The sequence below is a fragment of the Pseudomonas sediminis genome, assembly GCF_002741105.1.
Classification (GTDB): Bacteria; Pseudomonadota; Gammaproteobacteria; order Pseudomonadales; family Pseudomonadaceae; genus Aquipseudomonas; species Aquipseudomonas sediminis.
Genome location: NZ_NIQU01000005.1, coordinates 299037 through 312809, shown reverse-complemented (window position 1 = coordinate 312809; position 13773 = coordinate 299037). Strand labels below are relative to the sequence as shown.

Sequence of the window (13773 nt, the reverse complement as noted above, 5' to 3'; positions counted from 1 at the left end):
CGTTACTCTCCGGTGAATAAGAATCTCGCCAAGGCGAGCCTGGTCAGCGATATAAATTGGCAGGAGCCAACCTTTCAGCCCAGACGGCGAGCGCAAAACCGCCCGTATCTTGACCCCGCGGCCTGGCCTGGTCAATACAGCGAACCGGCCGGTCATCCGCGATGTAGTACGATTCTAACAGGCCTACAGAAAATTCAAACAAACGTTTGTATTGGCCCGCAGAGAGGGTGTAGATATAATGCCCACGCCGCGGTTAGGGGGTGAGCCGTGCCCTCCAATATAAAACATCGAAGAGCCTTGAGTAGGAGATAGCCTGTGGAACGCGAATTTATGGAGTTCGACGTCGTCATCGTCGGCGCCGGCCCGTCCGGACTGTCCGCCGCCTGCCGACTGAAGCAGAAAGCCGCTGAAGCGGGTCAAGAGATCAGCGTCTGCGTGGTCGAGAAAGGCTCCGAAGTTGGCGCTCATATCCTCTCCGGTGCAGTGTTCGAACCGCGCGCCCTCAATGAACTCTTCCCCGACTGGAAAGAGCTCGGCGCCCCGCTGAACACCCCGGTCAAGCGCGATGACATCTATCTGCTGCGCGACGCCGACAAGGCTACCCGAATTCCAGACTTCTTTGTGCCGAAAACTATGCACAACGAAGGCAATTACATTATTTCCCTGGGCAACCTGTGCCGCTGGCTGGCTCAGCAGGCCGAGAACCTGGGTGTGGAGATCTACCCGGGCTTCGCCGCTCAGGAGGCACTGATCGACGAAAACGGCGTGGTACGCGGCATCGTCACCGGTGATCTGGGCGTCGATCGCGAAGGCAATCCGAAGGAAGGCTATTACACCCCGGGCATGGAACTGCGTGCCAAGTACACCCTGTTCGCCGAAGGCTGCCGTGGCCACATCGGCAAGCAGTTGATCAAGAAGTACAACCTCGACAGCGAAGCCGATGCCCAGCATTACGGCATCGGCATCAAGGAAATCTGGGATATCGACCCGGCCAAGCATGACCAGGGCCTGGTGGTACACACTGCCGGCTGGCCGATGGACGTCATGGGCACCGAGAACACCGGCGGCTCCTTCCTCTATCATCTGGAGAACAACCAGGTGGTGGTCGGCCTGATCATCGACCTGTCCTACGCCAACCCGCACCTATCGCCGTTCGACGAATTCCAGCGCTACAAGCACCACCCGGTGATTGCCCAGTACCTGGAAGGCGGCAAACGTGTCGCCTATGGCGCACGCGCCATCGCCAAGGGCGGCCTGAATTCGCTGCCGAAGATGGTCTTCCCGGGTGGCGCCCTGATCGGCTGCGACCTCGGCACGCTGAACTTCGCCAAGATCAAGGGCAGCCACACCGCGATGAAATCCGGCATGCTCGCCGCCGACGCCATCACCGAAGCTCTGGCAGCCGGCCGTGAGGGCGGTGACGAGCTGAACAACTACGTCGATGGTTTCAAAGCCAGCTGGCTGTACGACGAGCTGTTCCGCAGCCGTAACTTCGGCGCAGCCATCCACAAGTACGGCGCCATCGTTGGCGGCGGCATCAACTGGCTGGATCAGAACATCTTCGGCGGCAAGATCCCCTTCACCCTGCACGACAACAAGCCGGATTACGCCTGCCTGAAGCCAGCCGCAGAGAGCAAGAAGATCGCCTACCCGAAACCGGACGGCAAACTCAGTTTCGACAAACTGAGCTCGGTGTTCCTCTCCAACACCAACCACGAAGAAGAGCAGCCCTGCCACCTGAAGCTCACTGACCCGAGCATTCCGTTGGCGAAGAACCTGCCGCTGTACGACGAACCGGCGCAGCGTTACTGCCCGGCCGGTGTGTACGAGGTGGTGACGCAGGAAGACGGCGAGAAGAAATTCCAGATCAACGCGCAGAACTGCGTGCACTGCAAGACCTGCGACATCAAGGACCCGGCCCAGAACATCACCTGGGTTGCGCCGGAAGGCACCGGTGGCCCGAATTACCCCAACATGTAATTCGGCCACACATGAAAAAGGCTCCTTCGGGAGCCTTTTTCGTTTCTATCGAGTCCGTAGGGCGCTAGCGCAGCTCGCGAAGCGCCTGCAACACTGCATTTCGCGAGCAGAGCTCGCTCCTACCAATCAGTCTTGGTAGATCATCTTGCGGCTCATGCCGCCATCGATGACGAACTCCTGCCCGGTGACGAAACCGGCCGCATCGGAGAGCAGCCAGGCAACCTGCGCCGCGACATCCTCTACCGTACCGACACGGCCAACCGGATGCTGCGCATGATCGAACACCGACAGTGGCTCCAGGCGTTGCTGCGACGGGTCACGAGCGTCGATCCAGCCAGGGCTAACGCAGTTGACCCGCACCTCCGGCCCCAGGCTGACCGATAGCGCATGCGTGAGCGCAACGAGGCCGCCCTTGCTCGCAGCGTAGGCCTCGCAATCGGCTTCGGACTGGCTGGCACGGGTCGAGGCGATATTGACGATGGCGCCGCGATGCCCACGCAGATAAGGCGCGCAGTGCTTGGCCAGCAGCATGGCACCGGTCAGGTTGACCGCCAGCGTACGATTCCAGCGCTTGAGATCAAGCGACTCCAGCGGCGGGGAGTGCGGATCGGAGATAGCTGCATTGCACACCAGTGCATCGAGGCGACCAAACTGGCCGAGTATCTCGGCAACGCCGACACTGACCTGATCTTCCTTGGCTACGTCCATGGCGACGAACCAGGCATTGTTACCCAGCACACGCGCTACCCTGGAGCCCCGCTCACGGTCCACGTCGGCCAGCACCACCTGCCAGCCCTCGGTGATCAGCCAGGCGCTGATGCCTAAGCCAATACCGCGCGCGGCTCCGGTGACCAACGCGACACGCCCATTGTTGGGCGTGTCATTCGTGCCCCACTCCAACATGCTCAGAGTGCGGCCAGGCCGCGCGCCAGGTCTGCCTTGAGGTCTTCCAGCTCTTCCAGGCCCACTGCAACGCGAATCAGGCTGTCGCGGATGCCAGCATTGGCGCGCTCCTGTGGCGTCAGCCGACCGTGCGAAGTGGTTGCCGGGTGGGCGATGGTGGTCTTGGTGTCGCCAAGGTTGGTGGTGATCGAAATGACGCGAGTGCCATCGATCACTTTCCATGCGGCATCACGGCCACCCTTGACCTCGAAACTGACCACCGCGCCAAAGGCGCTCTGCTGCTTCTTCGCCAGCTCATGCTGCGGATGGCTGGGCAGGCCAGCGTAGTACACACGCTCGACCTGCGGCTGCTGTTCCAGCCATAGAGCCAGTTGCAGGGCACTCTCGCTCTGCGCGCGCATACGGATGCGCAGCGTCTCCAGGCCCTTGACGAACATCCAGGCGTTGAAAGGGCTGAGGGTCGGCCCGGCGGTACGCAGGAAACCCACCACTTCCTTCATCTGCTCACTGCGACCGGCAACCACACCACCCAGGCCACGCCCCTGGCCGTCGATGTACTTGGTCGCCGAATGCATGACGATATCTGCGCCAAGTTTCAGCGGCTGCTGCAGGGCCGGCGTGCAGAAACAGTTGTCCACCGCCAGAAGCGCGCCGCGAGCATGGGCGATCTCGGCCAGTACGGCGATATCCACCAGTTCGGCCAGCGGATTGGAAGGCGACTCGACGAACAGCAGCTTGGTATTGGGCTTGAACGCGCCCTGCCAGGCATCCAGATCCGCCAGCGGTACGTAATCCACCTCGATGCCAAAGCGCTTGAGGTACTTCTCGAACAGGCTGATGGTCGAACCAAATACGCTGCGCGACACCAACACATGGTCACCGCCACTGCACAGGCTCATGACAATGGCAAGAATCGCCGACATGCCGGAGGCAGTGGCCACCGCCTGCTCGGCGCCTTCCAGTGCGGCAATGCGCTCTTCGAAGGTACGTACGGTAGGGTTGGTATAGCGCGAATAGACGTTGCCCGGCACTTCGCCAGCAAAACGCGCGGCGGCATCGGCAGCGGTACGAAACACGTAACTGGAGGTCAAATACAACGCTTCGCCATGCTCGCCCTCAGGCGAACGGTGCTGACCTGCACGCACGGCCAAGGTGTCGAAGCCTACGCCATCCAGGTCACTGTCCAGCCTGCCGGCTTCCCATTCCAGAGTCATATCGCTACCTCACAAAAAGTAGCCCGGATGCAATCCGGGAAATTCAGAGTGACATTCCCCCGGATTGCATCCGGGCTACGGACCGGGCAGGACCGCTGCCCTGCCCGCTCGCATCAGTTGTTATACAGATCGATGATCGCGCTGACTGCCTGCGACTTGACCTTGCTGGCATCATTACGCGCCTGCTCGATCTTATCCAGGTAGGCCTCATCGACGTCGCCAGTGACGTACTTCCCGTCAAACACCGCGCAGTCGAAGTTATCGATCTTGATCTTCTTGCTGCCGCTGACCGCTTCGATCAGATCCGGCAGATCCTGATAGATCAGCCAGTCGGCACCGATCAGCTCGCAGACTTCCTCGGTGGTACGGCCATGGGCAATCAGCTCATGGGCGCTGGGCATGTCGATACCGTAGACATTCGGGTAGCGCACTGCCGGGGCCGCAGAGCAGAAGTAGACATTCTTCGCGCCGGCCTCGCGGGCCATCTGAATGATCTGCTTGCAGGTCGTGCCACGCACGATGGAGTCATCCACCAGCATCACGTTCTTGCCGCGGAACTCCAGCTCGATGGCGTTGAGTTTCTGCCGCACGGATTTCTTGCGTGCCGCCTGGCCGGGCATGATGAAGGTACGGCCGATGTAGCGGTTCTTGACGAAACCTTCGCGGAATTTCACGCCCAGGTGATTGGCCAGCTCCAGCGCCGCCGTGCGGCTGGTGTCGGGAATCGGGATGACCACGTCGATATCGTGCTCTGGACGCTCGCGCAGGATCTTGTCGGCCAGCTTCTCGCCCATGCGCAGACGCGCCTTGTACACCGAGATACCGTCCATGATCGAGTCCGGGCGCGCCAGGTAAACGTGCTCGAAGATGCAGGGCGCGTACTGCGGGTTTGCCGCGCACTGGCGGGTGAACAACTTGCCCTCTTCAGTGATGTAGACAGCCTCGCCCGGTGCCAGATCGCGGATCAGGGTGAAGCCCAGCACGTCCAGCGATACGCTCTCGGAGGCGATCATGTACTCGACGCCTTCGTCGGTATGACGCTGGCCAAATACGATCGGGCGAATGCCGTTGGGGTCACGGAAGCCGACGATGCCATAGCCAGTGATCATTGCCACCACGGCGTAACCGCCCAGGCAGCGCTCGTGCACGTGGGTAACGGCGGCGAACACGTCTTCCTCGGTGGGCTGCAGCTTGCCGCGCTGGGCCAGTTCGTGGGCGAACACGTTGAGCAGCACTTCCGAGTCGGAATTGGTGTTCACGTGGCGCAGGTCGGACTCGTAGATTTCCTTGGCCAACTGCTCGACGTTGGTCAGGTTACCGTTATGCGCCAAGGTGATGCCGTACGGCGAGTTAACGTAGAACGGCTGAGCTTCGGCCGAACTGGAACTGCCAGCGGTCGGGTAGCGCACATGGCCGATGCCCATATGGCCAACCAGGCGCTGCATGTGGCGCTGCTGGAACACGTCACGCACCAGGCCGTTGTCCTTGCGCAGGAACAGGCGGCCATCATGGCTGGTGACAATACCGGCAGCATCCTGGCCGCGGTGCTGGAGGACGGTGAGCCCGTCATACAGCGCCTGATTGACGTTCGATTTACCGACGATACCGACGATGCCACACATGTGCCACGACCCCTGCTAGATAGTTCAGGCTAATTCAGCGACCGATGCAGCGGTTACTCCGCAGCGGCCACTCTTTTAAAGCAGATCAGCTGGGTGAGCCGATCTACCGGTAGACCACTGATCGGACCACCCCAGAATGAGGTTCTTCGACCAGTCGGCGACCATCAGAAAATGCGGCACCAGTTGCGACTGTTGCCACCACGTATCCTGCTCTACTGGCGCCAGGCTGATCAGCCCGACCAGCAGTACCACCAACAAACCACCACGCGCGGCGCCGAAAACCATACCGAGAAAACGGTCGGTACCGGACAGGCCTGTCACGCGGATCAGCTCGCCAATGAGGAAATTGACCAAAGCACCCACCAGCAAGGTGGCGATGAAGAGAATGGCACAGGCCGCGATGACCCGCGCAGAAGGCGTTTCGATAAATTCGACGAGATGCTGGGCCAGTGCGCCACCGAACATCCAGGCGACCACACCTGCGATGATCCAGGTCAGCAGCGACAAGGCTTCCTTGACGAAACCGCGCTTGAGACTGATCAAACTAGAAATGGCGATGACGGCGATGATCGCCCAATCGACCCAGGTGAATACCACGGTGCGGCCTACCAGCGGAAAAGGCGGAGCATTTTAGCAGAGCCCGGCACATCGAGTAACCAGGCACTGCAAAGTCCCTTGCTTGCTTAGCCTGCTTCCGGCTGGAAGCGCACGACAAAACCGCTGAGCTTGTGCTGGCGATTGAGCTGATCACGCAAACGCTCGGCTTCGGCGCGCTCGATCAGCGGACCGACGAACACCCGGTTCATGCCATCGAAGGCACGGATATAGGCGTTGTATCCCTGGCTGCGCAGGGTTTTCTGCAGATTTTCTGCCCCAGCGCGACTGGACAGACTGGCCAACTGCACCGACCAACTGATCGGCAGGCTATTGGCGTCCAGGCGCCCTTCCGGCTTGGCAGGAGCAGTGCTTGTCGCTTGCTCGGTCTTGACCGGATCAGGTGCGCTCTGCTGCGCAACGGGCGGCGGAGTCGGCTTGGGCTGCTCGGGCACCTCGACGACCTGAGGCTCCACCTCTTCGACGGGAACCGGTTCCTGCGGCAACTCTTCGGGCTCAACGACCTCGGCAGGCTCTACGATGATCTCGGCCGTAGCCGGCGCTTGCGGCATGGCCGGCGCATCTACCACCACGCGACGCATCTCATCTTCGCGCGACAGCAGCATCGGCAGGAAAATCACCGCTAGTGCCACCAGCACCAGAGCACCAACCATGCGCTGCTTGAGCCCACTGTCCAGCATTGCCATCCCCAATCCCCTTATCAAGCCGGGCGGGCCAGCCAATCCAGGGCCTCGGCCACGCAGAAAAACGATCCGAACAACAGTATCTCGTCACCCTCTGCCGCCTGCTCGCACTGCGCATCGAGCGCGGCACGCACATCCGGGTATTGCGCCACCAGCATGCCCTGCCCCCGCAGGTGCTCAGCCAGGTCATCGGCAGAGCGTGAACGCGGCGTATCCAGCGGCGCAACGGCCCAGCCAGCAACCAGACTCAGAAGCGGCGCCACCACGCCAGGCAAGTCCTTGTCGGCCAACAAACCGAACACCGCCCAGCGTTTTCCATTCAGCGGGCGACTCTCCAGGCGCTGCGCCAGATAATCAGCCGCATGAGGATTATGCCCAACATCGAGCAACAGTGTGAGTGACTTGCCTCGCCAATCCAGCGCGCGACGATCCAGACGCCCGGTTACCCGCGTGGCGAGCAGGGCCTGAACGATCTGCTGGTGATTCCACGGCAGCGGCAGAAGCGCATAGGCCTGCAACGCCAGCGCCGCGTTTTCCATTGGCAGATCGAGAAGAGGCAGGTGTTCGAGTCGCAGTACCTGGCCTTTGACGTCAAGGCCATACCAGGACCAGTCCTGCGCCTGCACACTGAGGTCGTAGTCGCGACCACGCAGGAACAACGGCGTGTCCAGGGTCACCGCCTGCTCCAGCAGGGGCTGCGGCGGGTCGAGATCACCGCACAACGCGGGCATGCCAGCACGCATGATCCCGGCCTTTTCGAAGGCGACCGACTCGCGGGTATCGCCCAGCCAGTCAGCATGATCCAGGCCAATGCTGGTGATCAGAGCCAGATCGGCATCGACCAGATTCACCGCATCAAGGCGCCCACCGAGACCGACCTCAAGCACCACGGCATCCAACTGAGCACGCTCGAACAACCAGAAAGCAGCCAGCGTGCCCATCTCGAAATAGGTCAGGGAGATCTCGCCGCGCGCGGCTTCGACCGCCGCAAAAGCCTGGCATAAGTCGTCGTCGCTAGCTTCTCGCCCCTGCACAAGCACACGCTCGTTATAACGCAGCAGGTGCGGTGAACTGTAGACACCGACGCGCTGCCCCTGAGCTGCGATCAGACCGGCGAGAAAGGCACAGGTAGAGCCTTTGCCATTGGTGCCCGTGACGGTAACCACCAATGGCGCAGGCTTGCCCAGACCGAGCCGCTGCGCCACCTCACGCGAGCGCTCCAGGCCCATGTCGATGGCCGACGGATGCAACTGCTCGAGGTAGGCGAGCCACTCGCCCAGGCTACGTTCGGTCATGCAGTGGCCGGCAGGGAAACCGGAGAGGGACGATTCATCATTTGCGCAAGCAGACGCGCCAGGCGCGGACGCAGTTCGTCGCGCGAAATGATCATGTCGATGGCGCCATGTTCGATGAGGAACTCGCTACGCTGGAAGCCTTCCGGCAATTTCTCGCGTACGGTCTGCTCGATCACGCGTGGACCGGCAAAACCGATCAGCGCTTTCGGCTCGGCCACGATGACGTCACCAAGCATCGCCAAACTGGCGGAGACGCCGCCATAAACCGGATCGGTCAGTACGGAGATGAACGGCAGGCCCTCTTCACGCAAGCGCGCCAGAGCCGCCGAGGTCTTGGCCATCTGCATCAGCGAGATCAGCGCTTCCTGCATGCGCGCACCACCGGAAGCAGAGAAGCACACCAGCGGGCAGCGTTTTTCCAGTGCGACATTGGCCGCCTGAACGAAACGCTCGCCGACGATGGCACCCATCGACCCGCCCATGAAGGAGAACTCGAACGCGCAAACGGCGATCGGCATGCCTTCGAGGGTGCCGCTCATGGAGATCAGTGCATCCTTCTCGCCAGTCTGCTTCTGCGCACCGGCCAGACGGTCCTTGTACTTCTTGCTGTCGCGGAATTTCAGGCGATCGACCGGCTCCAGATCAGCACCGATTTCCTCACGGCCTTCGGCATCAAGGAAAATGTCGATGCGTGCGCGAGCACCGATACGCATGTGGTGATTGCACTTGGGGCAGACATCGAGTGTCTTTTCCAGCTCGGGACGGTAGAGCACGGCATCACAGGACGGACATTTGTGCCACAGGCCCTCGGGCACAGAGCTCTTCTTCACCTCGGAACGCATGATCGAGGGAATGAGTTTGTCTACCAACCAGTTGCTCATGCTGTCATTTCTCCATAACCGTTGGTTCGGATGAACGCCTCATCGTGAAACGCCCATCTCCAGCAATTCTTTTCTGCCGCACCCAGAGCCCATCGAAACGAGCCCATGGCGGCGTGACAGGCTAATTGACGGCCCTGCCTCAATTGCCGTCACATCGAGCATCACGCACCGCCTGCACGAATGCGCGAATCTTGCCTGCATCCTTTATGCCTTTACTGGCCTCGACCCCACCACTGACATCCACGGCATAGGGGCGAACCTGGCGAATGGCCGCCGCAACATTGTCCGCATCGAGGCCACCGGCCAGGATGATTGGCTTGGCGGCATTTTCAGGCACCAGCGACCAATCAAACGAAGCCCCCGTACCACCTGGCACGCCCTCGACGAAGGTATCCAACAGAATACCCCGCGCACCACTGTAGGGCGCCATGGCTGCAGCCACGTCCTCACCGGGGCGGACCCGCAGCGCCTTGATGTAGGGGCGACCATGGCCCTCACAGTCAGCCGGCGATTCATCACCATGAAACTGCAGCAGATCCAGCGGCAGGCGCTGCAGCAACTGCTGCAGCTGGTCGCGGGGCATGTCGACGAACAGCCCGACAGTGGTCACGAACGGCGGTAACGCCTGCACGATAGCTGCGGCCTGCTCGACACCGACTGCTCGCGGGCTTTTCCCGTAGAACACCAGGCCGATGGCATCGGCTCCGGCCGCTACCGCCGCCAGAGCATCCTCGATGCGGGTGATACCACAAATCTTGCTGCGCACGACCGTCACGTTCATACCTCTCGCCATCCGGGCTCGGATGGTAACAAAGGGTTATGGCTGTCGCACGTCCGGCAGACCGGAGAGAAAATGCGGCCCGAGATAGCGTTGCGGCAATTCGAACTCATCCGGGTAATCGACCTGTATCAGATATAAGCCGTAGGGATGCGCTGTCACTCCCCCGCTATGTCGATCGCCGCGCTCGAGTACCTCGCGCGCCCACTCTGGAGGTCGTTCGCCAGCCCCAATGGTCATCAACACACCAGCAATGTTTCGCACCATATGGTGCAGAAAAGCATTGGCGCGGATATCCAGCACGATGAAGCGGCCATGCTCGATCAGTTGCAGGTGATGCACTGTCTTGATTGGTGATTTAGCCTGACAACGCATCGCCCGGAAGGCGCTGAAATCATGCGTCCCGACCAGCGCCCGAGCGGCCTCACGCATGCGTGCGACATCCAGCGGGCGATGGTTCCAGGTAACTTCCTCGGCCATGTGCGCCGGGCGGATCGGATCGCTGTAGATCACGTAGCGGTAGCGCCGCGCCATGGCCGAAAAGCGCGCATGAAAGTGTGCCGGCATCACCTTCGCCCAGGTCACGCTGATATCACTGGGCAAATTCATGTTGGCGCCCATGATCCAGGCATGCAGCGAGCGCTCGACAGTGGTGTCGAAGTGCACCACCTGGCCACTGGAATGCACAGAGGCATCGGTACGCCCTGCGCACAGAATGCTGACTGGGGCACCACCAGCGACCTTGGACAAGGCCGTTTCCAGGTGTTCCTGGATCGTCGGAACCTTGGGCCCCTGGCGTTGAAAACCACGATAGCGCGCGCCCTTGTATTCGAGGCCCAGGGCGATTCTGAAAAAGCCAGCGGCCGCCATTTCGGCGGCCGCTACAGGTACTGCGTCAGACATGTATCAATCAAACCATCTTGGCAATCATCTCGCGAGCTTCTTGCTGCTGAGCATCACTGCCTTCGGCAATTACTTCATCAAGAATGTCGCGCGCACCTTCGGTGTCGCCCATATCGATGTAAGCCCGAGCCAGATCCAGCTTGGTCGCGGTCTCATCGGTCCCGGACAGGAAGTCGAAGTCATCATCGCCATCCAGATCGCTGGACAGGCTACTGGCCGGTGCCAGCGGAGCTGCTTGTGGCTCCTCGAAATCAGTCGACAGCTGATCCAGCTCGGCGGTTACCTCGTCCAGCTGCGCGGCGAAGCTATCGGGAGCAACAGTAGGCTGAGCCGGCGTTTCGTCTTCGAGCGAGAGATCGAAGTCAGCCGGCAGATCAAGCTCACCAGATGACTTATCGTCAGCCAGATCGAGACTCAGATCGGACAGGTCGTCGGCCGGCTGGCTCAGCGGCGCGTCGTCATCGAGGCTCAGCAGGAAATCGTCAGCTTCGTCGCTGGCAGCCGGAGCCGGCTCATCCAGGTCCAGACTGAAGGCGGACAGATCGTCGGCCGGCTGGGACAGTTCGACCTTGTCATCATCCAGGGCCAGATCGAAGCTCAGATCGTCATCAGCAGAAGCAGCCGGTGCGACGGGCTCATCGACCAGACCGAAGTCCAGATCATCGTCCAGCGACAACGGCGCTTGCTCAGCCTGGGCGGACTGAACATCACTCTCCAGATCAGCTTCCAGGTCGTCGAGGCTCAGGCCGAAAGCATCATCCAGATCGCCACCAGTGGCGGTAGGCGCCTCTGCAGCTGGCTCATCCAGGCTGAGGTCATCCAGACTGAACTCGCTCATGTCGTCATCGGCGGAGGTAGCCGCGGCCACCGCACCAGCTCCCGCAAAGGCAGCGATCGCCGGATACTTGGACTTCAGCTGCTCGGCTTCTGCATTAACACCGCCGATCTCGCGCAGCTCGTTGTCCTGACGGGCAAAGCCTTCGCGGTCACCCAGCTCGGCGTAGACCTCCATCAGTTTCAGACGCAGATCAGCACGATGCGGCTCGTCGTTGATCGCGTTTTGCAGCAGCTCGGCCGCCTGATTAAAGCGCCCGTATGCAATGTAGATATCTGCTTCACCCAGTGCGTCGCCGGTCTGCGCCGTCACGCGTTCCTCGCCAGCGGCTTGGGCTGCTTGGACAGGCTCGTCGTCGAGACCTGCGAAGCTGTCTTCAGGCATGTCCAGATCGGAGGCGAACGCCTGATCCTGGGACAGTTCGTCAGCCAGTTCATCTTGCAGCTCGGACTCTTTCTGAGCGTTGCGGCGCGACAGCGCCATGAGGCCAACCAACAGGAGCAGAAGCGCACCACCACCCGCCAGGCCCAGCGTCATCGGGTTGGCCATCAGGTCATCAATGAAGCTCTGCGGGGCTGGGGCTGGGGCTGGAGCCGGTGCAGGCGCTGCAGGCTTGGCTGCTTCGACAGGCTTGGCCGGGGCGGCCGGCTCAACGGCAGCAGCCGGCTCACTGGCCGGCTGTTCGGTTGCGGCGGCGCTGTCCTCGACAGGCGCAGCCGGTTCCTCGGAATAGTTGTAGTCAGGCGCCGCCTCCTCAGGCGGCGTAGTCGGCGGCGTCGCCGCTTCCGCAGCGGGCGGTGCGGCCTCAGGCGCCGCTGCCGGAGTTTCCGCAGGCGGCTCTTGCACTGCATCAGGGGCAGGCGCTACGGGCTCTGCCGACAGTTCAGCCTGCAACTTGGCCAGTTGATTGTCCTTCAGCTCCATCAAACGCTGCAGCTTGTCCAACTGACTTTGCAGATCACCTACACGACTCTGCAGTTCGGCGTTCTCACGACGGGTCGAATCAAGACTTTCCTGGGTCACTGCCAGTTTGTCGGCCAATGCCTTGCTACCAGCAGAGCCCGTATCGCTACCGCGAGTGGACTGACCTGCCTCAGCAGCAACCAGCTTCAGGCTGTCGCTCGCTTCGGCAGTCGCAGGTGCGGCGCCAGCAGTGGTACGGCGAGTGGCATCCAGTTGACGCGAGGCTACAGCGCGACCCTCACGCCAGGCGGCATTCTGCTCGGCGACCTGGGCGATCGCCTCGGCATTGCTGCGACTGCGAATCTGCTGTTCGTCCGGCAGGCGCAGTACTTGGCCACTCTTCATGCGGTTGATGTTGCCGCCGATGAAGGCATCAGGGTTCAGATCCTGGATGGCCAGCATGGTCTGATTGACCGAAGAGCCACCACCGACGCGCTGGGCGATTTCCCAAAGCGTATCGTTGGCAGTGGTTCTGTATTCGTTACCGGAAATGGCGCGCGACGCTGGCGTCGGCGCGGCAGGACGCGGAGCCGGAGCGGGTGCAGCGCTGCGTGGTGCAGGAGCAGGAGCCGCAGACGGACGCGGTGCAGGCGCGGCGATGGGCAGCTGCGGCGCAGCGGCTACGGTAGTTTGCGGAGAGTAAAGCGGTGGGTCGAGCAGCAGGGTGTATTCACGCAGCAATCGACCATTCGGCCAAAGCACCTCTACCAGGAAGTTGAGGTAAGGTTCACGCACCACCTTGCTCGAGGTGACGCGAATCACGCTCTTGCCGTTGGGCTTCAATACGGGAGTGAATTTGAGATCAGTCAGGAAGTACTGGCGGTCGACACCCGCCTTGACGAACTCTTCAGGGGACGCGAGATTCGGAATCACCTCGTTGGAGGCCAGATCGCGCACCTCCAGCAGTTCGATTTCCGCTACCAACGGCTGATTCAGCGAAGATTGCAGGGTAACTTCACCCAACCCCAGCGCATGCGCCATACCGGAAGACAGCGCGGAAGCAGCTGCGATTGCCAGCACCAGTTTGCGAACCCGAACCATAGCGTTATCCCTTGTTTTATCTTTTTTCTCGGCATGCGAGAGGGTCTTGAGAACTGCTGC

The 13773-nt window shown here is 61.3% G+C and carries 11 protein-coding genes; 1 reads left to right on the top strand and 10 read right to left on the bottom strand.

The window, feature by feature from the left end; translation table 11 throughout:
* Positions 1-315: 315 nt before the first annotated feature.
* Positions 316-1980, top strand: coding sequence for an electron transfer flavoprotein-ubiquinone oxidoreductase (locus tag CDO35_RS14630; RefSeq protein WP_099525430.1), 1665 nt, complete (start codon positions 316-318; stop codon positions 1978-1980).
* Positions 1981-2106: 126 nt separating this feature from the next.
* Here the strand turns inward: CDO35_RS14630 and CDO35_RS14625 are convergent, their stop codons facing one another.
* The 10 genes from CDO35_RS14625 to CDO35_RS14580 all read right to left on the bottom strand — a co-directional run bounded on the left by CDO35_RS14625 (position 2107) and on the right by CDO35_RS14580 (position 13713).
* Positions 2107-2883: an SDR family oxidoreductase gene (locus CDO35_RS14625; protein WP_099525429.1), complete on the bottom strand. Its 777-nt coding sequence runs from the start codon at positions 2881-2883 to the stop codon at positions 2107-2109.
* A 2-nt stretch (positions 2884-2885) separates the two neighbouring features.
* Positions 2886-4097 carry an O-succinylhomoserine sulfhydrylase gene (locus tag CDO35_RS14620; protein WP_099525428.1) on the bottom strand — a complete coding sequence of 404 codons (1212 nt, stop codon included), beginning with the start codon at positions 4095-4097 and terminating at the stop codon, positions 2886-2888.
* 113 nt (positions 4098-4210) lie between these two features.
* Entirely contained in the window at positions 4211-5719 is a 1509-nt protein-coding gene (gene purF, locus CDO35_RS14615; protein ID WP_099525427.1) for an amidophosphoribosyltransferase, read from the bottom strand.
* 75 nt (positions 5720-5794) lie between these two features.
* Positions 5795-6316: a CvpA family protein gene (locus CDO35_RS14610; protein WP_099525426.1), complete on the bottom strand. Its 522-nt coding sequence runs from the start codon at positions 6314-6316 to the stop codon at positions 5795-5797.
* 86 nt (positions 6317-6402) lie between these two features.
* Positions 6403-7020: an SPOR domain-containing protein gene (locus CDO35_RS14605; protein ID WP_099525425.1), complete on the bottom strand. Its 618-nt coding sequence runs from the start codon at positions 7018-7020 to the stop codon at positions 6403-6405.
* A 14-nt stretch (positions 7021-7034) separates the two neighbouring features.
* On the bottom strand, positions 7035-8312 hold the full coding sequence (gene folC / locus CDO35_RS14600; RefSeq protein ID WP_099525424.1) for a bifunctional tetrahydrofolate synthase/dihydrofolate synthase: 1278 nt from the start codon (positions 8310-8312) through the stop codon (positions 7035-7037).
* Positions 8309-9193, bottom strand: a complete 885-nt coding sequence (gene accD, locus CDO35_RS14595) for an acetyl-CoA carboxylase, carboxyltransferase subunit beta (RefSeq protein WP_099525423.1) — start codon at positions 9191-9193, stop codon at positions 8309-8311. The genes folC and accD overlap by 4 nt, the downstream gene beginning before the upstream one ends.
* Positions 9194-9332: 139 nt before the next feature.
* Positions 9333-9986, bottom strand: coding sequence for a phosphoribosylanthranilate isomerase (locus CDO35_RS14590; protein WP_099525422.1), 654 nt, complete (start codon positions 9984-9986; stop codon positions 9333-9335).
* Positions 9987-10010: 24 nt separating this feature from the next.
* On the bottom strand, positions 10011-10874 hold the full coding sequence (gene truA / locus CDO35_RS14585; protein WP_099525421.1) for a tRNA pseudouridine(38-40) synthase TruA: 864 nt from the start codon (positions 10872-10874) through the stop codon (positions 10011-10013).
* A gap of 7 nt (positions 10875-10881) precedes the next feature.
* Entirely contained in the window at positions 10882-13713 is a 2832-nt protein-coding gene (locus tag CDO35_RS14580; RefSeq protein ID WP_099525420.1) for a motility hub landmark protein FimV, read from the bottom strand.
* Positions 13714-13773: the final 60 nt, after the last annotated feature.